19 protein-coding genes and 1 pseudogene are annotated in these 22,422 nt (G+C 71.5%); 8 read left to right on the plus strand and 12 right to left on the minus strand.

All coding sequences use genetic code 11. The features are described from left to right. Positions 1–421 precede the first annotated feature (421 nt). Positions 422–685, minus strand: a complete 264-nt coding sequence (locus ACFHWU_RS25050) for a hypothetical protein (RefSeq protein ID WP_416552469.1) — start codon at positions 683–685, stop codon at positions 422–424. Between the two features lie 786 nt (positions 686–1,471). Between ACFHWU_RS25050 and ACFHWU_RS25055 the strand changes: the two genes are divergently transcribed. Next, positions 1,472–2,506 carry an NAD(P)-dependent alcohol dehydrogenase gene (locus ACFHWU_RS25055; protein ID WP_416591781.1) on the plus strand — a complete coding sequence of 345 codons (1,035 nt, stop codon included), beginning with the start codon at positions 1,472–1,474 and terminating at the stop codon, positions 2,504–2,506. A gap of 40 nt (positions 2,507–2,546) precedes the next feature. On the opposite strand, the gene ACFHWU_RS25060 is transcribed toward ACFHWU_RS25055, so the two are convergent. Genes ACFHWU_RS25060 through ACFHWU_RS25070 form a run of 3 tightly spaced genes read right to left on the minus strand, consistent with a single transcriptional unit; the run spans position 2,547 to position 4,784 of the window. Continuing rightward, positions 2,547–2,966, minus strand: coding sequence for a DUF5130 family protein (locus tag ACFHWU_RS25060; RefSeq protein WP_416552465.1), 420 nt, complete (start codon positions 2,964–2,966; stop codon positions 2,547–2,549). Continuing rightward, the gene (locus ACFHWU_RS25065; protein ID WP_416591791.1) at positions 2,953–3,225 is read right to left on the minus strand and encodes a hypothetical protein; all 273 of its coding nucleotides are present in this window, start codon (positions 3,223–3,225) and stop codon (positions 2,953–2,955) included. The genes ACFHWU_RS25060 and ACFHWU_RS25065 overlap by 14 nt, the downstream gene beginning before the upstream one ends. Before the next feature lie 50 nt (positions 3,226–3,275). Then, positions 3,276–4,784: an amidase gene (locus tag ACFHWU_RS25070; RefSeq protein ID WP_416591782.1), complete on the minus strand. Its 1,509-nt coding sequence runs from the start codon at positions 4,782–4,784 to the stop codon at positions 3,276–3,278. 214 nt (positions 4,785–4,998) lie between these two features. Between ACFHWU_RS25070 and ACFHWU_RS25075 the strand changes: the two genes are divergently transcribed. Both ACFHWU_RS25075 and ACFHWU_RS25080 read left to right on the plus strand, forming a co-directional pair. Further along, the gene (locus tag ACFHWU_RS25075; RefSeq protein ID WP_416552461.1) at positions 4,999–5,517 is read left to right on the plus strand and encodes a hypothetical protein; all 519 of its coding nucleotides are present in this window, start codon (positions 4,999–5,001) and stop codon (positions 5,515–5,517) included. 246 nt (positions 5,518–5,763) lie between these two features. Beyond that, positions 5,764–6,594 (plus strand): class F sortase, encoded by an 831-nt coding sequence (locus tag ACFHWU_RS25080; RefSeq protein ID WP_416591783.1) that lies wholly within the window; start codon positions 5,764–5,766, stop codon positions 6,592–6,594. 56 nt (positions 6,595–6,650) lie between these two features. Here ACFHWU_RS25080 and ACFHWU_RS25085 read toward each other — a convergent pair whose 3' ends face one another. After that, entirely contained in the window at positions 6,651–7,187 is a 537-nt protein-coding gene (locus tag ACFHWU_RS25085) for an HNH endonuclease (protein WP_416552457.1), read from the minus strand. A gap of 267 nt (positions 7,188–7,454) precedes the next feature. On the opposite strand from ACFHWU_RS25085, the gene ACFHWU_RS25090 reads away from it, so the two are divergent. The 3 genes from ACFHWU_RS25090 (at position 7,455) to ACFHWU_RS25100 (ending at position 10,819) form a co-directional block, all read left to right on the plus strand. After that, positions 7,455–8,555 carry a mechanosensitive ion channel family protein gene (locus tag ACFHWU_RS25090; protein ID WP_416552455.1) on the plus strand — a complete coding sequence of 367 codons (1,101 nt, stop codon included), beginning with the start codon at positions 7,455–7,457 and terminating at the stop codon, positions 8,553–8,555. A 266-nt stretch (positions 8,556–8,821) separates the two neighbouring features. After that, entirely contained in the window at positions 8,822–10,270 is a 1,449-nt protein-coding gene (locus tag ACFHWU_RS25095; RefSeq protein WP_416591784.1) for an MFS transporter, read from the plus strand. 75 nt (positions 10,271–10,345) lie between these two features. Beyond that, on the plus strand, positions 10,346–10,819 hold the full coding sequence (locus ACFHWU_RS25100; protein WP_416591785.1) for a globin: 474 nt from the start codon (positions 10,346–10,348) through the stop codon (positions 10,817–10,819). 7 nt (positions 10,820–10,826) lie between these two features. On the opposite strand, the gene ACFHWU_RS25105 is transcribed toward ACFHWU_RS25100, so the two are convergent. The 4 genes from ACFHWU_RS25105 to ettA all read right to left on the minus strand — a co-directional run bounded on the left by ACFHWU_RS25105 (position 10,827) and on the right by ettA (position 14,537). Next, positions 10,827–11,459: a YbjN domain-containing protein gene (locus tag ACFHWU_RS25105; protein ID WP_416552450.1), complete on the minus strand. Its 633-nt coding sequence runs from the start codon at positions 11,457–11,459 to the stop codon at positions 10,827–10,829. Positions 11,460–11,588: 129 nt separating this feature from the next. Beyond that, positions 11,589–12,362 (minus strand): hypothetical protein, encoded by a 774-nt coding sequence (locus tag ACFHWU_RS25110; protein ID WP_416591786.1) that lies wholly within the window; start codon positions 12,360–12,362, stop codon positions 11,589–11,591. Continuing rightward, positions 12,359–12,778: an acyl-CoA thioesterase gene (locus tag ACFHWU_RS25115; protein WP_416591792.1), complete on the minus strand. Its 420-nt coding sequence runs from the start codon at positions 12,776–12,778 to the stop codon at positions 12,359–12,361. The genes ACFHWU_RS25110 and ACFHWU_RS25115 overlap by 4 nt, the downstream gene beginning before the upstream one ends. A gap of 82 nt (positions 12,779–12,860) precedes the next feature. Beyond that, positions 12,861–14,537 carry an energy-dependent translational throttle protein EttA gene (gene ettA / locus ACFHWU_RS25120; RefSeq protein ID WP_416552446.1) on the minus strand — a complete coding sequence of 559 codons (1,677 nt, stop codon included), beginning with the start codon at positions 14,535–14,537 and terminating at the stop codon, positions 12,861–12,863. 360 nt (positions 14,538–14,897) lie between these two features. Here ettA and ACFHWU_RS25125 point away from each other — a divergent pair, with 360 nt between their 5' ends. After that, positions 14,898–16,295, plus strand: coding sequence for an alpha,alpha-trehalose-phosphate synthase (UDP-forming) (locus ACFHWU_RS25125; RefSeq protein WP_416552444.1), 1,398 nt, complete (start codon positions 14,898–14,900; stop codon positions 16,293–16,295). After that, positions 16,296–18,905 carry a trehalose-phosphatase gene (otsB, locus tag ACFHWU_RS25130; protein ID WP_416552442.1) on the plus strand — a complete coding sequence of 870 codons (2,610 nt, stop codon included), beginning with the start codon at positions 16,296–16,298 and terminating at the stop codon, positions 18,903–18,905. It begins immediately after the preceding gene. 44 nt (positions 18,906–18,949) lie between these two features. Here otsB and cobA read toward each other — a convergent pair whose 3' ends face one another. The 3 genes and pseudogenes from cobA to cobC form a co-directional block, all read right to left on the minus strand. Further along, complete coding sequence (gene cobA, locus ACFHWU_RS25135) at positions 18,950–20,209, minus strand: uroporphyrinogen-III C-methyltransferase (protein ID WP_416591787.1); 1,260 nt, start codon at positions 20,207–20,209, stop codon at positions 18,950–18,952. Continuing rightward, a complete protein-coding gene (cobT, locus tag ACFHWU_RS25140; protein ID WP_416591793.1) occupies positions 20,206–21,255 on the minus strand; it encodes a nicotinate-nucleotide--dimethylbenzimidazole phosphoribosyltransferase in 1,050 nt (349 codons plus the stop codon). Before cobT ends, cobA begins: the two co-directional genes overlap by 4 nt. Positions 21,256–21,302: 47 nt before the next feature. Further along, a pseudogene (gene cobC / locus ACFHWU_RS25145) lies at positions 21,303–22,394 on the minus strand (Rv2231c family pyridoxal phosphate-dependent protein CobC); the annotation flags it as partial. Positions 22,395–22,422: the final 28 nt, after the last annotated feature.

Raw genomic sequence — 22,422 nt, forward strand, 5'->3', positions numbered from 1 at the left:
CCCGCACCCAGCCCAAAACCAGCAGTATTGCCAACAAAACGACCAAAGTTTAGGTCAGTGCCACCCGGTACCCATCGTGACTGAGTCTCGCTGGCAGCGGGCGTGTGGCCAGGAAACGGCGGTGGGTATCGGCGTGGCCTCGGTTCGCCAGCAAGCTGCAGTGATCACCGGAACCAACCCAACGACATCCCCGGCAGGGCCAACACCGCCTCGCCTGCGGAAAAGCCGGCCATACCCCTGTAAGGCGGCCAGCACCTTCGCCTGGCTGGCCATACTTCTTTCGACGACCGAGCCGCTGGCCAACTCTTCTACAAACGCAGCCTACTCCCCTGGTAACGGATTGAACGGCGGGGTCAATCGGTCGCAGAGCCGAGGGATCGACTCGCCGTCACACAACTGGTAGATTTGGATTGAATCTACACTATTCAGCGAACCAATAGCGAACCAGCTTCTTGATATTCACTTCCGGGCGCACCCCCCCGGCGTACTCGACGCCGCAACCGATCGACACGCTTGCGTGACCTTCGGCATAATCGAAAACCGTCGTATACATGGCTGTTTCCGCCCCAAAGCAAAAGACCTCATCACCAGTATCGGATGGCAGGCTATTGAGATAGGCAACAGCCTCTCGTGCGGCCGCTCCCTCGATCACATGAGTCTCCGACAACTGAGAGACCGCGTCCACGCCCGGAGCAGGATAGACACAAAGCAAAGCTCTCCTAGGCGCGAGCGGAAGTAAATCCCCACCCCTAGTCGATGACAGCGCGGGCCTCCAGGAAACGTCTCTGGTCGGAGGGCAGTGGGCTGGACCCGCAGTGACAGGCGGAGGGAGTTCTGCCGCATCGCCCCCGTCTTGCGCCCAGAAGGTGGCGACGGCCACCAGCCCTGCCGCAGATAGACCTACTGTCGCTGCGAGCCTCATTCGCCCTCCGGCTACCATATGACACCTTTCCGAGCAACTAGGATTCAGTATACATTAGGATGCGTGACCCGACGTGGAAGTTCCAAGGAATCACGGCGTTCTTGGATATGCGCCAAAGAGACGGATTACATCGTGCCAATCCTGAAAGACCATCTTGTTACCACTAGCGCTGCCTCCGCTGACAATTCCCTTCGCCCTCACTTATTCCTGTACCCATCGAATACCTATCCTCCGGCATCGCCTGCAGCTACTGCAGGTTGCAGCTGCACCCACGTCAACATCCTGGTGAACATCTCTGCCCACCGGCCTTGCGTAGTCAGTGAGTAGTCCGGCGAACTGGGCTGCACCGGCGGCAGCCCGATTTACGACGAGTAAGGCGGGTGGGGCCGTTAGGTGATCTTGAAGCTCCCAGCGCTCCCAGCACCTCCGAGAACTTCTACCGACCCAAACCGCAGCTGCCTGCAGGCGGGACGGGGGCGGCTCAGCCTCGGCGGGTGACCCGGGGCGGTTCGGCGGACGCAGTGCGCGGGCCGGGCCGACGCTGTGGGTATGCGTGCCATCCAACTCACCGCGCCCGGCACCCTCGAACTCGTCGACGTGCCGACACCGAAGCCCGGCCCGGGCGAAATCCTGCTGGCCACGGCGGCGGTCGGCGCCTGCCACTCGGACCTGCACATCCTCGACTCCCCCGCCGGGGTCTTCCCGACCCCGATGACCATCGGCCACGAGATCGCCGGCCGGGTCGCCCAGCTCGGTCCGGGGGTGACCGGATGGGCCGAAGGGGACACTGCGGCGGTGTACGGGATCATCGGCTGTGGTCGCTGCCGGGCCTGCCTGCGCGGGCTGGAGAACCAGTGCCGCACCGTACCGGTCGGCGGGGTCGGCATCAGCCGCGACGGTGGGCTCGCCGACCACGTGGTGGTGCCGGCGGACCGGCTGCTGCCGCTCGGCGGGCTGGACCCGGTGCAGGCGGCACCGCTGACCGACGCCGGGCTCACCCCGTACCACGCGATCTCCCTCAGCCGGGACGCGCTGCGGCCCGGCACCTACGCGGTGGTGATCGGCGTCGGCGGCCTCGGCCACATGGCGGTGCAGATCCTGGCGGTGACCACCGCCGTCACGATCATCGCGGTGGACACCAGCGACGCCGCGCTGCGGCTGGCCAAACGGATGGGCGCGCACCACACCGTGCAGTCCGGGCCGGCAGCCGTCGACCAGATCCGTGAGCTCACCGGCCCGGCCCCGGACGGCGCCGACGTGGTGCTCGACTTCGTCTGTGTGGACGCCACCCTGGACACCGCCCGGCAGGTGGTCTCCACCGGCGGTCACCTGACGATGGTCGGCCTGGGCGGCGGTACGCTGCGGATGACGGCGACCGTCGAAGGCCCGCCGCCGGTGCCGATGGAGACCAGCGCGGTCATCCCGTTTTGGGGCACCCGCGCCGACCTGACCGAGGTGATCGCGCTCGGCCGCCAGGGCCTGCTCCGCGCCGAGGTGCAGACCTTCCCGCTGACCGAGGCGGTGCAGGCGTACCAGCAGTTGCGGGACGGGAAGATCCACGGCCGTGCCGTGCTGGTCCCCTGACCGGCGAGGGTGACTGGGAGGTCCCGTAAGGCCGGATCTGTCAGGCGCGGCCGGCCCGGGACGCCAGCTGGTCGATCCCGCTGACCAGGCCGCCGGCCAGGTCACCGCCGCCGAATGAGGCCACCATGGACAGCGCGGCGAGCTTCGCGTCCCGGTCCGGGATCCGCTTACGGGCCTCGGCACCGGTCACGACCTCCAGCACCCGCTGGTTCGGCGACACGGCGATGAGCACAGCGTCGTCCGGGTCAGCCAGCTGCCGGTGCAGCGTCACCGCGTACTCCCGGGTCGGCTCCTCCAGCTCACCGACGTAGATGCTGAACGCGAGACCGGTGGCCGAGTCGGCCAGCCGCAATGCCTCGTCGAGCCGGAGCAACTGTCGGGTGCCGAACGGTCCCGGCAGGGTCGCGCTCGTCCGGGTGGACTCGCTGGACTGCTCGTGGGCCTGCTCACCAACGGTCACTTGCGCCTCCCGTCGCGCCCGGACGCGGCTGCCCGCCGCCGGGGTTGGCCGACTCGATCGCCGCCGGCTCGGTGCCGGCCAGCAGCGCCGCCGCCGGGGTCCCGGTCGACCGGTCGCCGGACGAGACGAACCAGACCGGGCTGAAGTCGAACTGCCGGCCGGGCCGGTAGCGGCGGTCCGCGCCGCCGCGCCCGCCGATCATCGCCAGACCGGCCACCACGAGCACGATGACCGCCGGGATCACGACGAAGAAGAGCACCGTGTTGGTAACAGACAATCTCAACGCCCCCCGGCATCGATTCAAGGGACTCAGCGGATGTCTGGAGTGGTGGACCTGGCCACACCGCCAGCCCGTTCCGGCTCAGACGCCTTCACGGTAGCGGAGGGCCCGGCCCGCCAGATCTCCGGGTGCCGACCGGGCCAGCCGGTCCGCTCCTCCAACTGAGCGGCCGTGGCCAGCACGGTGGCGTCCGCGCCACTGCGGCCGGTCAGCAGGATTCCCACCGGCTGCCCGGCCGTACTCTGCGCCACCGGGACGGACACCGACGGTTGCCCAGTGACGTTGAACACCGCACAGTACGGCGAGAAGCGCCGCTGCCGGTCGAAGTCCTCGGCCGGGTCACCCGTTTCGGTGAACCAGCTGACCGGTGCCTGCGGGGCGCTCAGCGTCGGGCACAGCAGCAGGTCCAGCCCGACCACCGCGTGCATCGCGCGGCGTACCTGGACCTGCAGCTCGGCCAGGGTGGCGACCAGCGTCGCGGCGCTGACCGTGTTGCCCCGGCGGCGCAGCAGCTGGGTCAACGGGAGCAGCCGCGCTTCCCGTTCGGGCGGCACCGGGGCCAGCGCGAGCACGTACCAGACGGTCTCGAACAGCGGCCACAGGTCCGGGCCGAGTGGCGCCGGGACGTCGACCACCTCGTGGCCGGCGTCGGCGAGCAGCGCGGCCGCCGTGTCCACCGCCGCCAGGCAGTCCGGATGCACCGGTTCGTCGGCGAGCATCGGGGTGGTGAACCGGCCGATCCGCAGTCGGCCGGGGTCCGCGCGACGGGCCGCCGACAGATGGCCGCCGGGCGGCGGTGGCGGTGCCAGGTACGGCTCACCGGGCACCGGCACCGCCATCGCGTCGAGCATCGCGGCGGCGTCGGCGACGGTCCGGGCGATCGGCCCGTGGCTGGGCAGACCGAACCCGCCGGCGCCGAGCGGGCCGCCGGAGACGACCCCCCGGGTGGGTTTGTAGCCGACCAGGCCGCAGAGGGCGGCCGGGATCCGGCACGATCCGCCGCCGTCCGAGCCCTGGGCGAACGGCACCAGGCCGGCGGCCACCGCCGCCGCCGCTCCTCCGCTGGAGCCGCCGGCGGTGCAGGCCAGGTCCCACGGATTACGCGCCGGCGGTGCCACCTCCCCCTCGGTGTAGAGCGAACAGCCCAGCTCGGCGGCGGTGGTCTTGCCGAGGCTGACGGTGCCGGCGGCACGCAGCAGGCGGACCACGTCCGCGTCGACGCTCGGCACGTAGTCGGCGAACGCCGCCGAGCCGAAGGTGGTGCGGACCCCGGCGGTGAGGGTGAGGTCCTTGATAGCCACCGGTACGCCGTACAGCGGGCCGGGGTGCTGCCGGGTCCGGGTGCCCGGCGGGACCCGGTCGAGGGCGTGGGCCTGTTCCCGGGCGTGGTCGGCGGTGACCGTGACGAACGCCCCGACGGTGTCCGAGAGGGCTTCGATCCGCGCCAGGTAGTACTCAATGATCTCGCTGCCGCTCAGCTCGCCCCGGCGGATCGCGGCGGCCTGCTCCAACGCGGTCAGATCATGGATCTGCGACATTGACCGATTTTGGCAGGTCACTAGCCGGCCGCAGCGGCCAGGTACGGGTGACCTGACCGGGCGCTGGTTCACCCGGGAGGGGGAGGCATAGCCGGCGTCGGGACGGGAAGTCGGGCGAGCGGGCTCCGGCCGTCGGCACGGCACACCGGTCGCCGCCGACACAGCCGGCATCGCCGGCCGGCCGGAGCGTAGTCGGGGGGAGATCATGCCAGGAGTGAGCCATCCGGTCCGCACGCTGGCCGGGCTCGCCGCCGCCGTGCTGATCGGCACGGTGGCGGCCGGGGTCGACGCGTCGCCGGCGTACGCGGGCAGCACCTACGTGGAGGCCGATCCGAGCACCGTGAACGCCGGTGGCCGGGTGACCATCCGGGCCAGCTGCGGGGACGACAACACCAGCCAGGCAACAGTCGAGTCGGACGCGTTCGGGCGGGTGATCGTGATGCCGGACCAGGATCTGCTGACCGCTCAAGTGACGGTGCCCGGCAGCAAGCGGCCCGGGCGCTACCCGGTGGACCTGCAGTGTCAGAACGGAAACACGGCGACAACCACCCTGACCGTGACCGGCACGGCGCACCCGACCAGAGGCCCGGACGCCGGAGGCGGCGGCACCGCGTCGGCCAGCACCGGCTCCGGCGGCTCGGCCCTGCTGGTCGGCGGTATCGTCGCGATCGGGCTGGGCGCCGGGATCGGGCTGTTCGCGATGCGCCGTCGACGCGCCGACTCCGGCGCGTGACCAGCGGGCGGCCAGATGGTCCGTCCTACCCCGGCTGGCGGCCGCCCGGGCGGCTGGGTGCTTCCGTTCCTGACCCAGGTAACGGCGGCGGGTACCACGGCGCACACGGTGGCACCCCGGGTTTCGACCTACGGTCAGCCGAGGCCGACACCGCCAGATTGGCCGACGGACGAAGTGGGGGATCCGCCGGCGGATGAGCCGACGGACGCAGCAGCGTACCCGGCGATCCCCGGCACGGCCCGCGGGGTGGCCCGTGCCCCGCTGCGCGGGGTGGCCGCGGTGCCGGGTGTCGCCGGTCACCGTGGCGTCAACGGGCCCGCCGCCAACCGTCGTGCACCGCACGGCCCACCCCGGCAACGGCGGGGCTGGCCCGGGTTCGGGTCGCTGCGCCCGGGTCGACGCCGGGCCGAGACGGCTGCCGCCCAGCGGGTGGCGGTGGGTGGCTACCGGGGGCGTCCGGACGCGCCGTCACGGTGGAGTCCGGTCGCGCTGGTGCTGATCGTGGCGGGCGTCTTCGTCGCCGGGTTCGGCTTCGAACGGGTGACCGGCACCCCGCTCGGGCAGTGGCTGCCCGGAGCGCACCGCGCGACGCCCGAGACGCACCCGCCGTTGGGTGCCAGCGACCCGGTCAGCCTCGCCATCCCGGCGTTGAACCTGCAGGCCGCGGTGCACGACGTCGGGTTGGCCGAGGACGGCACGATCGCGGTTCCGGAACTGAACCGGCACAACGAGGCCGGGTGGTACGTGGCCAGCCCGACGCCGGGCGAGAACGGCCCGGCGGTCATCGTCGGCCACGTCGACACCAGTACCGGTCCGTCGGTGTTCCACCGGGCCGCCACGCTGCACTCGGGCGCGCAGATCCAGGTCCGCCGGATGGACCGGTCGGTGGCGCTGTTCGAGGTCACCTCGGTAGAGCAGTTCGACAAGTCGTCCCTGCCGGTGGATCGGGTGTACGACGACTTCAGTCACCCCGGGCTGCGGCTGATCACCTGCGGTGGCCAGTGGGTCGGGGGTTCCACCGGGTACGCGGACAACGTCGTCGTCTTCGCGTCACTGATCGGCGCCCAGCACGGCTGACCTCCGCAGCCGGCTCGGGCGGCGGACCGGCCTGCTCAAGACAGCGCCCAGCCGGCTCAGGCGGCGGCTTCGGACTCGGACAGGTCGAGCCAGTCGGCCCAGCGCGGATCCGGCGCACGGTGCCCGAGCACCCGCCAGGCGGTGCCCCTCGGGGCGGCCGGCGGGGATGGCAGCCGCCAGCCCAGCTCGGCCGGGGTCCGGTCGCCCTTGCTGTGGTTGCAGCGGGCGCACGCGGCGACGACGTTCTCCCAGATGTGCCGGCCACCACGGCTGCGGGGAAAGACGTGGTCGATGGTCTCCGCCGGGCCCCGACAGTACGCGCACCGCCAGCCGTCGCGGGCGAAGATCGCCCGGCGGGAAAGGCCGACGTGCGTCCGGTAGGGCACCCGCACGTAGCGGGTGAGCCGCACCACCGACGGCACCGGCAGACAGTGCCGGGCACTGTGCAGCATGCCCTCGCCGTCGGCGACGCAGACCGCCTTGGCGGACAGGACCAGGATCGCGGCCCGGCGTACGGATACGACACACAGCGGCTCATACGTCGCGTTGAGCACCAACGAACCGGAGCCCACCGCGGGTCGTATGTCAGGCATCCCGCTCACCCTCTCGGTCGTGTTCCCGCCCGCTCCTAGTGCCGACTACGACTCGACGCGGACCGACGGTCGGACCGCGACCGGCGCTGGCGAATCGCCAGCGCCCGTGCGCCAATAGTCCCCGATAGATGACCCAAATGCACGTACTATTCGGGCCTGACCCCTCGGGCGTTCGGCCGAGGGCTGGTCGCTGACCTGTTTCGCCTGGTCAGGCCGACGGTGTAGGTCGGCCGCCGACCGGGCAGGGCGGTACGGTACGAATTGACGGTGACCGCACGATTGCCCGCCCGCGCTGACCCCGAGCCTCCCGACCCGGCGACCGGGGCAGCGGCGACCGACCCGCCGTACCAGTGGGCTCAACCGGAGCCGCAGCCCTCGGTGAGCCCGGTGTGCCCCGACGACGACCCGGTCTGCAGCCAGGTGCTCGATTGGACCGGGCTGCCGTGGCTGGCGGAGGGAAGCTTCTGGCTACTGGTCAAACCCCTGCGGATCGTGCTGATCGTCGTGGTGGCGGTGGTGCTGCGGTACCTGCTGCATCGGGCCATCCGCCGGTTGGTGACCAGCACCTCGACGGTCGCCGGGCCGACCATCCTGCGGCCGTTGCGGGAACGGACACCGCCGGCTGGGACGGTGGTGATGCCGGAACGGCGGCGGCAACGCGCCGAGGCGATCGGCTCGGTGCTGCGCAGCACGGTGAGCGCGACCGTATTCGGGATCGCCGTACTGCTGGTGCTTGGCGAACTGAGCTTCAACCTGGCACCGCTGCTGGCCAGCGCCGGCATCGCCGGTATCGCGCTGGGTTTCGGGGCGCAGACCCTGGTTAAGGACTTGCTCGCCGGGCTGTTCATGCTGCTGGAGGATCAGTACGGCGTCGGCGACCTCGTCGACCTGGGCGAGGCCACCGGCGTGGTCGAGGCGGTGGGTCTGCGGATCACCACGGTCCGGGACGCCCGGGGCGTGCTCTGGTACATCCGCAACGGGGAAATCATCCGGGTCGGCAACAAGAGCCAGGGCTGGGCCATGGTGGTGGTCGACATGCCGGTCGGCTTCGCCGACACCGAGCAGGCCACTGCGGTGCTGCGTACCGCTGCCCTGGGGGTGGCCGCCGACGAGGAGATGGCCGGTCACTTCGTGGAGCCGCCGGACGTGCTCGGCGTCGAGCAGGTCACGGTCGACGGCGCGGTGATCCGTACCGTCGCCAAGACCACCTCCGAGGGGCAGTTCGTGGTGGGCCGCGAGTTGCGCCGTCAACTGGCCGCGGCACTGCACACCTCCGGGATCTCGGCACAGATCGTAGCCGGGCGGATGTTCGTCACCCGCGGGTCGGGAGGTGGGCAGGAGGAGCCCGGCCAGGGCGGAACGACTTGACCGATCACCGGGACGGCGTGTCCGAGTACCGGGACGACGTGTACACCTCGGCCGACTAGCAGGGACTATGCACCGTATGGCGGTCTGGTTGTCATCCGAATGTTTAGTCGGAGTGACGACAAACCAGCCGTTCACACTAGCCAGATGTCACCCGATCGGGCATGATCCGGGACGAGTGTCATCGGAGTGTCACCACCACTTCGCTCAGCCGTACGTCCGGGACGTTCCCCGGTAGCACCCGCCACGAGCGGGTGCCGCCGAGAACGATGGAGGCGCCGTCCGTGTCCGACGAGGCACAAACCGCCGGGAGTCCGGCGACCTTCCGTGAGGTGTTCGCGGCGGGTGAGTTCCGCTTTCTTTTCGTCTCGGTGGCGCTGTCCTGGATCGGCGACTACATCGCGAAGGCAGCGGTCACCGTCCTGGTCTACCGGGAGACGGAGTCGGTGGCCCTGTCGGCCGCCGCCTTCGCGGTCAGCTTCCTGCCCTGGTTGATCGGCGGCCCGCTGCTCACCACGGTCGCCGAGCGGCACCCGTACCACCGGGTAATGATCACCACCGATCTGATCCGGATGGCCCTGATCGCCGTGGTCGCCACCCCCGGTCTGCCGGTCTGGGCGATGATCAGTCTGCTGTTCTGCACCACCCTGGCGAATCCGCCGAACCAGGCCGCCCGGTCCGCGCTGATGCCCACCGTGCTGACCGGTGACCGGCTGATCGTGGGGCTGTCGCTGATCGCCAGCACCGGCCAGCTCGCCCAGGTCGGCGGCTACATCGCCGGCGCGGCAATCGCCTCCGTCAGCCCACGGGCGGCGTTGCTGTTGAACGCGACCACCTTCGCCGTCTCGGCCCTGGTGATCCGGCTCGGGGTCCGGGCCCGGCCGGCGGCCACCACCCCGGACCGCCGCCAACACCTGCTCCGCGAGACCGCCGAGGGCTTCCAACTGGTGTGGCGTACCGACGTGCTGCGGGCCATCGCGATCCTGGTCTGGACGGTCCCGCTGTTCGCCATCGTGCCAGAGGGGTTGGCCGCCGCTTGGGCGGCCGAGCCGGGGGTGACCGACTCCGAGCGGGGTCTCGCCCAGGCGATGATCATGGCGGCGAGTCCGACCGGCTACATCGTCGGCGGGCTGCTGATCGGCCGGCTGGTCCGTCCGGGCCGCCGACGCAGACTGATCCGGCCATTCGCGGTGATCGCCCCGCTGGCGCTGGTCCCCACTCTGCTCGACCCGTCTCCGCCGGTGGTGGCGGTGCTCGCCGGGGTCTGCGGCTTCGCGGTGGCCGGTCTGCTGCCGGTGACCAACGGGCTGTTCGTCCAGGCGTTGCCGCACGGTTACCGGGCCCGCGCGTTCGGCGTGATCGCAACCGGCATCCAGGTCGGCCAGGGAGCCGCGGTGCTGGCCACCGGCCTGCTCGCCGACCGGTTCGACATCCCGACGGTGGTCGGGGTGTGGAGCATGACCGGTGCGGTGGTGATCTCCCTGGCGCTGCTGCGGTGGCCGGCCGAGGAGCGCTTCGACGCGGCGATCGCCGCCGTCGCAGCCGCTCCCGGTGTCGCGACCGGCGGTGGTTCCAGCACAGCCGGCACAGGGACCGCCGCCACAACGGAGACACCGGGCACTTCCGCCGGCTCTTCCACTGGCGCGGCGGCCAGCAACGGCAACCCCGTACCGCAGGCCCGTGACACGCAGCAGGCCGACGAGGTCGGCAGCGCCTGAGCCCGCGCTGGCGCCCACCATGCCGCACCATGCCGCACCGGGGACCGCCGGGCGCGGACCGGCTGGCAGGATGGAGTGGTGACAGCGTCAGATCCTGCCAACGACTCGGCCGGCGCGGCGCCCGCAGCCGGCGGTCCCGCCCCGACCTTCTTCGCCGCCATCGGCGGCGAACCCGCCTTCCGCCGGCTCGTTGACGAGTTCTATGCCGGCGTCGCCACCGATCCGCTGCTCCGCCCGATGTACCCGGAGCAGGATCTGGGGCCGGCTGCGGAGCGACTGACACTGTTCCTGATGCAGTACTGGGGCGGCCCCGGCACGTACTCCGAGCAGCGTGGGCACCCCCGGCTGCGGATGCGGCACGCACCGTTCCGGATCGGTCCGGCGGAGCGGGACGCCTGGTTGACCCACATGCGCCGGGCGGTCGACCGGCTGGATCTGCATCCGGAGCTCGCCGGGATGCTCTGGGACTACCTGGAGCGTGCCGCCTACTTCATGGTGAACGAGATGGACCCGTCCGATCCGCCCCGGCGCGACCTGGCCAGCGGCTGACCGGCCGTCAGAGCAGGGCGCCCTCGTCGTGCAGCCAGTCGACGAAACCGGTCGCCACGGCCGCTCCGCAGTCCAGCAGCTCGACCAGCAGCGCGTCGTTGGCTCCGGCGGCGAGCGGGACCTGCAGCTCGGCGTAGATGGGCAACTGGCCCCGGTCGGTAGGGTCGCCGACGTACGCCTTGCAGAACCGCCTGGTGTGGTTCCACTCGTTGACCACCCGGTAGGCACGGTCGGCCCAGTCGGGCGGCACGGTGGAGTGCGGTCGGGCGCGGACCACCAGGATCTCGTCCTCCGGCCCTTCGAGGGTGAACAGGACAGCGTGCCGCTCCCACATCGCCAGCAGGCTGCCGTCACCGTCCGCGAGATACCGAATGTCCAACATGTCCAGTGCGGTGCCGATGCGACGGAGGGTCACCGGCACCACCTGCGGCGAGAGCTCCTTGCCCGCAGCCGCCGACGGCATCGGGCAGGACGGCCCCACAGGCCTGGTCGGCCCGAGTTCGGTCGACGACCGGGGCGTCTGCTCCGGCGTTCGTGGCGCAGGCGGGCCAAGCCGGACACCGCTGTCCACTCCGGTCCTGCTTCGGGCATCCGGCTCGCCGCCATCTACGTGACCGGAGCGCCACGACCACCATGGCATTATCCGCACCTCACTCCCCAGCGGATCCGGGTGCCTACGTTGCGTCGGATCCGAGGCCCGACGGTACCCGGATAGCCGTTCCTAAGCACCCCCCCAACGGACCCCCTGAACCAGAGGGATGAGGGAGCATCATACTTTCGGCTGAGTGATCGTAGGCGTGAGCGCAAGATCGTTAACTTTTTTCGTCCAGGCAACCCCGAACGGCGCGTCAAGCGCTACCCAATTACCTACTGTCCTGACCCGTACCACCGATTGAGGTGGATCCGCAGGGCGGCCCGGCAGGTCAGTCCGGTCCCGACAGTCGACCGGCTCCGGCCGACCGACCGGCCCCTCGGTCGTGCCGAGGAAGCCCATCCGGGCCACCGCCTGCACCAGCCCTTGGCGGATCTCGATCCGCCCGCCGGTCGGACCGTCGTCGGTCACCACTACGGCCACGTGGTCGAGCAGGGCGTCCCGTACCGCCCGCTGGCCCACCGCCCGGCCACCGACGCCCTGCGTCTCGGCTGCCCGCAGGGTGCCGGCCGCCGCCACCGCGACCCGGCGCAGATCGGCCGCCGGCACCACCTCGACGGCCCGCGCCGGCCCGGGCGGCAACGGCCACCGCCACACGCTGTCCCGGCGCGGCGGCAACGCGGTGGAGACCGCCGTCAGCCGGGCCAGCAGCTCTGCCGCGGACACCGTGGCGTCCCCCGGGCCGGGCCCCGCCACGGTCCGCTGCACCAGGACCGCCCACGGCAGGCGGGCCCAGAGCTCGGTGCGGTCCCGGCCGGCCGACCGCAGCCGCACCGGTGCGTCGGGGTCCAGCCGGACCAGCCGGGCCAGGAACGCGCCGGCGTCGGTCAGCCCGGTCAGCCGGTGACCCCCCGACGCCGGGTCAGCCCGGGGTGTACGGCCGGCCATCATGCCTCGGCGGCGGCCGGTCGGACGTACGGCAGCAGGAAGGCCCGCTCCGCCTCGGTCAGCCGGCGCGGCCGCCCCTGATCCAGGTCGAACGGCACCAGCACCGAACGGGCCCGGCTGACCAGCAGGTCGCCGACGAACATCTCGTAGGCGACCGTGAACCGCGACGGCCGGACCTGTTCGATCCAGAGTTCGATCCGGACGGCCGGTGCCTGGTCGGCAGTCGACCGGCCCATCCGGTAGTCGACCGGGCGCAGGTAGTCGACCTCGTGCCGGTGGATCAGCACCCCGTCGGCGAACGAACCGACGCCCCAGGCCCGCCCGCCGGAGAACATCAACGCGACCCGGGCCTCCTCGTACAGCGTCAGGAATCGGGCGTTGTTGACGTGCCCGTACGCGTCGAGGTCGGACCAGCGCAGCGCGGCGTGGAACGTGTAGCGCTGACCACCGCCGGCGGCCGGGACCTCGCCGGTCGTCGACGAGCCCCCGGCCAGTGCCGCATCAGTCACGGGTCAGCTTGCGGTAGGTCACCCGGTGCGGCCGGGCCGCTTCCGCGCCGAGCCGGTCGATCTTGTTCTTCTCGTACGCCTCGAAGTTGCCCTCGAACCAGAACCACTTCGCCGGGTTGGTGTCGTCGCCCTCCCAGGCCAGGATGTGCGTGGCGACCCGGTCCAGGAACATCCGGTCGTGGGAGATGACCACGGCGCAGCCGGGGAACTCCAGCAACGCGTTCTCCAGGCTGGACAGCGTCTCCACGTCGAGGTCGTTGGTCGGCTCGTCGAGCAGGATGACGTTGCCGCCGATCTTCAGGGTTAGCGCCAGGTTGAGCCGGTTACGTTCACCACCGGACAGCACCTTGGTCGGCTTCTGCTGGTCGGGGCCCTTGAAGCCGAACGCGGCCACGTACGCCCGGGACGGCATCTCGACCTTGCCAACCATCAGGTGGTCCAGCCCGTCGGAGACCACCTCCCAGACCGTCTTGCTGCTGTCCAGGCCGGAGCGGTTCTGGTCGACGTACGACAGCTGCACCGTCTCGCCGACCCGGACCTGGCCGCTGTCCGGCTGCTCCAGCCCGACGATCGTCTTGAACAGGGTGGTCTTACCGACGCCGTTCGGACCGATGATGCCGACGATGCCGTTGCGCGGCAGCGAGAAGCTCAGGTCGTCGATCAGGACCCGGTCGCCGAAGCCCTTTTTCAGGTTCACCGCCTCGATGACGGTGTTGCCCAGCCGCGGCCCCGGCGGGATCTGGATCTCCTCGAAGTCCAGCTTGCGGGTCTTCTCCGCTTCGCTGGCCATCTCCTCGTAGCGGTCCAGCCGGGCCCGGGACTTGGTCTGGCGCGCCTTGGCGTTGGACCGGACCCATTCCAGTTCCTCGCCGAGGCGCTTCTTCAGCTTGGCGTCGCGACGACCCTCGACCGCCAGCCGGGCGGCCTTCTTTTCCAGGTACGTGGAGTAGTTACCCTCGTACGGATAGGTCCGGCCACGGTCCAGCTCGAGGATCCAGTTGGCGACGTTGTCCAGGAAGTAGCGGTCGTGGGTGATCGCCATCACGGTGCCGGCGTACTTGGCCAGGTGCTGCTCCAGCCAGTGCACGCTCTCCGCGTCCAGGTGGTTGGTGGGCTCGTCGAGCAGCAGCAGGTCCGGCGCCTCCAGCAACAGTTTGCACAGCGCAACGCGGCGGCGTTCACCGCCGGAGAGCTGGGTCACCTCGGCGTCCGGCGGCGGACAGCGCAGCGCGTCCATCGCGAGTTCGAGTTTGGAGTCGATGTCCCAGGCGTCGGCGTGGTCCAGCTCCTCCTGCAGCTGACCCATCTTGGTCATCAGCTCGTCGGAGTAGTCGGTGGCCATCTGCTCGGCGATCTTGTTGAACCGCTCCAGCTTCGCCTTGGTCTCGGCGACCGCCTCCTCGATGTTGCCGAGCACCGTCTTCGCGTCGTTGAGCGGTGGTTCCTGGGCGAGCATGCCGACGGTGTAGCCGGGCATCAGCCGGGCGTCGCCGTTGCTCGGCCGGTCCAAGCCCGCCATGATCTTGAGCAGGCTGGACTTACCGGCGCCGTTCGGGCCGACCACACCGATCTTGGCGCCCGGCAGGAAGTTGAGCGTCACGTTGTCCAGCACGACCTTGTCGCCGTGCGCCTTGCGCGCCTTCTCCAGGACGTAGATGAACTGGGCCACGGTGCGGCCTACCTCCAGAACTCTCGTGGGACCCGTCGGTACGGGCAGGTCACGACCTCCGCGCACCGGCCGCCGGCACCGACCGGAGCGGCTGCGGGTGGTACGCGGTACGCGGTCGTGCTCGGTACGACGGTCCGATCGGTGCGTACGCCGTTGTCAATCCTGACAGGTCCGACGCCCCAGCCGCACCTCACCCCACCGGACGGCCGGGATCTTCGCGCCGGTGTTACCTGCCTCATTGCGCCCGGCCGGGTTTCGATGTCCTGATCAGCTGGGCACCAAGAGGGGGACGGGAGTCCGCCCGCCTGGCCCGCACAGTACGCTCATGGCGGTCCCGTAATCACCGGAGGTGTACGGAACGTGACGGTTCGGAGCTCGTTCGTAGTGGTCGCCAACCGCCTGCCGGTGGACGAGGTGACCACGCCGGAAGGTCGCCAGTGGCGGCGCAGCCCCGGCGGTCTGGTGACCGCCCTGCACCCGGTGCTCGCCGCGCACCAGGGCACCTGGGTCGGCTGGGCCGGTGGCGCCGGTGCGGCACCGGAGCCCTTCGACCTCGAAGGCATCCGGTTGCACCCCGTCCCGCTGAGCGCCGAAGAGCTGGAACGCTACTACGAAGGTCAGTCCAACGCCACCATCTGGCCGCTGTACCACGACGCGGTCGAGACGCCGGCGTTCAAGCGCCGCTGGCGGGAGGCCTACCGGGTGGTCAACGCCCGGTTCGCCGAGGCGGCAGCGGAGGTCGCCGACGAGGGCGCGACGGTGTGGGTGCAGGACTACCAGCTGCAGCTGGTGCCGGCCATGCTCCGGGAGATCCGCCCGGACCTGCGGATCGGCTTCTTCCTGCACATCCCGTTCCCGCCGATCGAGCTGTTCATGCAGATGCCGCAGCGCGCCGAGATCCTGCGCGGGTTGCTCGGTGCCGACCTGGTCGGCTTCCAGCAGCGGCTGGCCGCGCAGAACTTCGTCCGGCTGGCCCGCCACCTGCTCGGGCTGCGGTACGAGGGCCAGATGATCCAGGTCGACGGCCGTAAGGTCAAGGCGGGTGCCTTCCCGATCTCGATCGACGTTCCGGAGATGGAGCGGATGGCCCACGACGCGTCGGTGGAGGCGCGGGCCAAGCAAATCCGCGCCGAGCTGGGGGATCCGAAGACGGTGATCCTCGGGGTGGACCGGCTCGACTACACCAAGGGGATCGAACTCAGGCTGAAAGCGTTCCGGGAACTTCTTGCTGACGGAAAGCTGACAGTTCCGGATGCGGTTATGGTGCAGGTTGCCACCCCCAGTCGCGAGCGGGTCGAGCACTACCAGGCACTTCGGGTCAAGGTTGAGCGCGAAGTTGGCCGGATTAATGGTGAATTCGGCCGGGTTGGTGTGCCCGCCGTGCACTACCTGCACCAGTCGTACAGTCGCAGTGAACTCGCCGCGCTCTACCGCGCGGCCGATGTGATGATGGTGACACCACTGCGAGACGGAATGAACCTGGTGGCCAAGGAGTACGTCGCGGCCCGCGCCGACACCGGCGGTGCCCTCGTGCTCAGTGAGTTCGCCGGCGCGGCAACGGAGCTGCGTCAAGCGTTCCTGTGCAACCCGCACGACCCGGACGGCGTCAAGGATGCCCTGTTGCGGGCGGTGCACGTCGACAGTTCCGAGGCCCGGCGGCGGATGCGGATCATGCAGCGCCATCTGCGGACCCATGACGTCGGCCACTGGGCCCGCTCCTTCCTCACAGAACTCGGTGTGCCCGAGACGGAGGAATGAATGAGAACGTCCGTCCTTGACGGGGACGTACGCGCGGCCGCGGATCAGATCGATCCCGAGCTGCGCGCGGCGATCGGGCGGATCGCCCGGATGCCGATACTGCTGGTGGCCTGCGACTACGACGGCACCCTCGCACCGATCGTCGAGGACCCGACCAGGGCCGTACCGCTACCGGAGTCGGTCGCGGCGGTGCGGGCGCTGGCCGCGCTTCCACAGACCACCGTCGCGGTGGTCTCCAGCCGGGCGCTGCGCGATCTCGCCGCGCTCTCCCGGCTGCCCAGCGAGGTCCATCTGGTCGGCAGCCACGGGTCCGAGTTCGACATCGGCTTCGTCGAACGGCTGGCCCCTGAGCAACTGCAGGTGCACTCCCAGCTCAAGCGGGAGCTACGGCAGCTGATCAAGGACCAGCCCGGGGTACGGCTGGAGGTCAAACCGGCCAGCGTCGCGGTGCACACCCGGGGCGCCGATCCGGCAGTCGCCGAAGCGGTCGTCGCGGCGGTCAACACTGGACCGGCCGCCTGGCCCGACGTCACCGTCACCCAGGGCAAGGAAGTCGTCGAACTGTCAGTGGTCGCCACCGACAAGGGCACCGCCCTGGACCAGATCCGCACCCAGACGTCGGCCAGCGGCGTGCTGTTCATCGGCGACTCGATCACCGACGAGAGCGCCTTCGCCAACCTGCACGGCCCGGACGTCGGCATCAAGATCGGCGACGGCGACACCCGGGCAGCGTTCCGGGTCGCCGAACCGATCGACGCCGCGCGGGTGCTCGGCGTGCTGTTGGAGACCCGGCGCAACTGGCTCTACGGCGAGCACGCGGTGCCGATCGAGCGCCACTCGATGCTGGCCAACGGTCGGACCATCGCACTGCTCACCCCGGACGCCAAGGTGACCTGGCTGTGCCATCCCAAGCCGGACTCGTCGGCGATCTTCGCCGATCTGCTCGGCGGCGCACCGGCCGGGCACTTCGCCGTCGCACCGGCCCGCGGCGGGTTCCCGCTGGGGCAGCGCTACCGGCCCGGCACGATGACCGTGGAGACCCGCTGGTCGGGGCTGACCGTCACCGACTGGCTGGACCGCCCGCCGGCCGAGTCCTCCGCCGGCGACACGGTGCTACCGGGCGCCGACTCCACCCTGGTCCGGGTGCTCACCGGCACCGGGCAGGCACAGCTGGAGTTCGCACCGCGCCCAGAGTTCGGCCAGGTGGCCGTGCAGTTGCAGCCGCTCGGTGACGGGCTGCTGGTGCTCGGCTCCAACGAGCCGGTGGCGCTCTACTCCCCCGGGGTGGTGTGGAAGGTCATCGACGACGGCGGTCGGGAAACCGGCCGCGCCCTGGTCGACCTGGCCGCGCTCGACGGCATGCTCACCATGGAGCTGCGGTTCGGCTCGCACAGCCTGGAACACCACACCGTCACCGTGCAGCAGCGCCAGTCCACCGCGGAACAGCCGTGGCGGGAGTGGGTCCGGCAGCTGCAGCTGCCGAACACCGGCCGGGAGCTGGTCGCCCGCAGCGCGCTCACCCTGCGGGGACTGTGCCACGAGGCGACCGGCTCGATCCTCGCCGCCGCGACCACCTCGCTGCCCGAAGAGCTCGGCGGGGTACGCAACTGGGACTACCGGTACTGCTGGCTGCGGGACGCGGCGATGAGCGCCCGGGCGTTGGTCGACCTCGGCTCGCTGGCCGAGGCCGAGGCGTTCCTGCGCTGGGTGGACGGCTGCGTCGAGCGCACCGGCGGCCACCCGGAGCGGTTGCACCCGCTCTACACGGTGGAGGGTCTGGAACTGGGCGCTGAGGCGGTCATCGACACCCTCCCCGGCTACGCCGGCTCCCGCCCGGTGCGGGTCGGCAACCTGGCCAACCACCAGCTGCAGCTCGACGTGTTCGGGCCGATCGCCGACCTGCTCGCGGTGGTCGCCGACGCCCGCGGTGCCGTGCACGACGACGAGTGGCGGGTGCTGGAGGCGATGGTGCAGGCGGTCGAACGCCGCTGGCACGAGCCGGACCACGGCCTGTGGGAGGCCCGGCTCGCTCCCCGGCACCATGTCTTCTCCAAGGTCATGTGCTGGATGACGGTGGACCGGGCGCTGCGGATGGCGGGCCGGCACGGCGGCGGCGAACGGCCGGACTGGGTCGAGCTGCGCGACCGGATCGGCCGCAACGTGCTGGAACACGGCTGGCACGCCAAGGCTGGCGCATACACGGTCGCCTACGGCGACGAGGAGATGGACGCCTCCTCGTTGTGGATCGGGCTGTCCGGGCTGCTGCCCGACGACGACCCGCGGTTCCTCGCCACCGTGCTCAAGGTGGAGGCGGACCTGCGCAGCGGCCCGGTGGTCTACCGCTACCGGTGGGACGACGGGTTGCCCGGCCGGGAGGGCGGATTCCACATCTGCACCGCCTGGCTGATCGAGGCGTACCTGCGCACCGGGCGGCGCGGTGACGCCGAGGAGCTGTTCGAGCAGATGATCGACACCGCCGGCCCGACCGGCCTGCTGCCCGAGCAGTACGATCCGCTCGCCGAACGCGGGCTGGGCAACCATCCCCAGGCGTACAGCCATCTGGGGCTGATCCGGTGCGCCCTGCTGCTGGACGACATGCTCAAGCTCTGAACCGGGTCGGTCCGGCGCGCCGCTCCCCCGGCGCGCCAGACCGCTCAGTCCTCGGTCCGGTCGGCTCGATCGGTCGGCACGTCCAGCGTGCCGACCACGTCGCCGAAGACAACCACGGCCGGCGGCCGCAGCCCGGCGGCGGCGGCCTCGCCGGCCACGGCACCCAGGGTCGACGTCAGCGCCCGCTGGGCGCCGGTGGTCGCCTCCTGCACCACCGCCGCCGGGGTGTCCGCGCCACGGCCGTTGGCGAGCAGCGTCTCGGCGATCGCCGGCAGGTTCTTCAGCCCCATCAGCACCACCAGGGTGCCGCGCAGCCGGGCGAGCGCCGGCCAGTCGACGAGCGACAGCCGGTGCCCCGGCGGCAGGTGGCCGGAGACCACGGAGAACTCGTGGGCCACCCCCCGGTGGGTGACCGGGATACCGGCGGCGGCGGGTGCCGCGACCGAACTGCTCACGCCGGGCACCACCGACACCGGCACGCCCGCCTCGACGCAGGCCAGCAGCTCCTCACCGCCCCGGCCGAAGACGTACGGGTCACCGCCCTTGAGGCGGACCACGACGGATCCGGACCGGGCCCGGTCCACCAGGATCCGGTTGATCTCCTCCTGGGCGGCAGCCGGGCCGTACGGGATCTTCGCGGCGTCGACCAGCTCGACCCGGGCGGGCAGCTCGTCCAGCAGCAGCCCGGGCACCAGCCGGTCGGCGACCACCACGTCGGCTTCGGCGAGCGCGCGGCGGCCCTTCACGGTGATCAGTTCCGGGTCGCCGGGGCCGGCACCGACCAGAACCACCCGGCCGGTCGGTGCGGGGCCGGCGGTGGCCGACGCCGTCCCGGCGGTGTCGGCGACCGGGATGGTGCCGTCGGACAGCCGCTGGTTGATCGCGTCCCGGACCCGGACCGCCCGCTGCGGGTCCCCGCCGCCGAGCACCGCCACGGTCACCGGGCCGTGCCGGGTCACCGCCGGGGTCCAGGCGGTCGCCTCGGTCCGGTCGTCGGCCCGTACGCAGAACACCCGCCGGGGCTCGGCGGCGGCGCTGACTTCGGCCGCCGCCGCCGGGTCGTCGACGGCGACCTGGACCAGCCAGACCCCGTCGAGGTCACCGGGCTGGAACCGCCGCTGCCGCCAGCCCAGCCGCCCGGCGGTGACCAGGCCGTGCAAAGCCGGGGTCAGCTCGGGTGACACGACGAGCACGTCGGCTCCGGCGTCCAGCAACGCCGGCACCCGCCGGGTGGCGACCGCGCCGCCGCCGACCACCAGCACCCGCCGGCCGTGAAGCCGCAGCCCCAGTGGGTAGAGATTCACTTCTCGGAAACTCCCGCCGCGTCGAAGGTGGCCACCTCGTGCAGGACCCGGACCGCACTGGCCATCATCGGCCAGGCGAGCAGGGCGCCGGTGCCCTCTCCCAGGCGCAGCTCCAAGTCGACCAGGGGTTGCAGGCCGAGCTGGCGCAGCCCAACGGTAGCCCCCGGCTCCACCGAACGGTGCCCGGCCACCATCGCGGCGGTGGCGTGCGGGGCCAGGGCCGCCGCGGCCAGCGCGGCGGCCACCGCGCTGACCCCGTCCAGGATCACCGGGATCCGCCGGGCGGCGGCACCGAGCAGGAAGCCGCAGAGCGCTGCGTGTTCCAGCCCGCCGAGCGCGGCCAGCACGCCGACCGGGTCGGCCGGGTCCGGCCGGTGCCGGCGCAGCGCGGCGTCCACCACGGACATTTTCCGCTGGTACGTCGGCTCGTCGACCCCGGTGCCCCGGCCGGTGACGTCAGCCGCCGCCGCACCGGTGAAGCCGGCGATCAGGGCCGCCGCCGCGGTGGTGTTGGCGATCCCCATGTCCCCGGTGAGCAGGCTGGCGGCGCCACCGTCGTGCAGGTCGCCGGCGACCCGGATACCCACCTCGACGGCGGTACGGGCCTCGTCGACGGTCATCGCCGGCCCGCTGGACAGGTCGGCGGTGCCGGGGCGTACCCGGGCCGACACCAGCCCGTCGGCGGGCTCCAGCGGCGCGGCCACGCCCACGTCGACCACGGTGACGCTGGCCCCCATCTGCCGGGCGAAGGCGTTCACCACCGCGCCGCCGGCCAGAAAGTTGGCCACCATCTGCGCGGTGACCTCCTGCGGCCAGGGGGTGACCCGCTGCCGGTGCACCCCGTGGTCGGCGGCGAAGACGGCCACCGCGCCGGGCTCGGGCAGCGGTGGCGGGCAGGCCGCGGCGAGGCCGGCGAGCCGCACCGACAGCTCCTCCAGCGCGCCGAGCGAGCCGGCCGGCTTGGTCAGCCGGGCGTGCAGTGCCCGGGCCTGAGTCATCGCGTCGCCGTCGGGGGGCTGGATCCGCGCCAGGGTCGCCTCGATCAGCGAGCCGGTCGGGCGATCGGGCACAAGTCCGCCAGGACCGTCGGGCATCAGTCCTCCAAGGTGGTCGACAACACGGAGACGAAGGCGTCGGTGGTGGCAGTGTCCCGTACCGCGATCCGCAGCCAGTCGACACCCAGCCCGGGGAACGTGTCGCCGCGGCGTACCGCGTAGCCCTGCGCACGCAGCCGGTGCCGCACCCGCTGCGCGCCAACGACGTGGATCAGGACGAACGCACTGGCCGGGGTGCCGGCCACGGTGACCCCGGGCAGTTCGGCGAGCCGCCGGACCAGGTGGGCGCGCTCGGCGGCGAGCGCGGCGGCGAACCGGCGTTCGGCGCCCACCGCACGGCGGCTGGCGCACACCTCGGCGGCGACCAGCGCCGGAGTGGCGACCGGCCACAGCGGCGCTGCGGTGGCGAGCCGGCGCAGCAGCGGCTCCGGGCCGAGCAGGTAGCCGATTCGCAACCCGGCCAGTCCCCAGGTCTTGGTCAGGCTGCGCACCACGACGAGTCCGGGCAGGTCCCGCCGGTCGGCCAGCGACTGCGGTTCGCCCGGTACGCCGGCGGCGCAGGTGGTGTCGGCGAACGCCTCGTCGACGACGACGACCCGGCCCGGTCGGGTGAGCGCGGCGACCGTCTCGGCGGGGTGCAGCACCGACGTCGGGTTGGTCGGGTTGCCGATGAGCACCAGGTCCGCGTCGGCCGGAACGAGGCCGGGGTCAAGGGTGAACCCGGTGTCGGCGGACAACAACACCCGGTCGACCCGGTGCCCGGCGTTACGCAGGGCGGCTTCCGGCTCGGTGAACTGCGGGTGCACCACCACTGGGCGGCGGGCGTCACGCAGCGCCTGGGCGATCAGGACGAAGCCCTGGGCGGCACCGGCGGTGAGCAGCACCTCGCTGGCGGGCCGGCAATGCCGGTCGGCGACGGCCGTGACAGCGGCCCGCTGGTCGGGGTAGCGGGCGAGATCGCGCAGGCTGGCAGAGACCGGTTCGGTCAGCCAGCGCGGCGGTTCGCCGACCCGGACGTTGACCGCCAGGTCGATCAGGCCGGGGGTGGCCTCGACGTCGCCGTGGTGCCCGAGATCGTACTCCTGCATGGTGGCGATCATGCCGGGCGGGCGAGACGAAATCGACGAAGGGTGACGCTTGTGACACGATTCGTCTTAT

The organism is Micromonospora sp. LOL_015, from assembly GCF_048060275.1.
Classification (GTDB): Bacteria; Actinomycetota; Actinomycetes; order Mycobacteriales; family Micromonosporaceae; genus Micromonospora_E.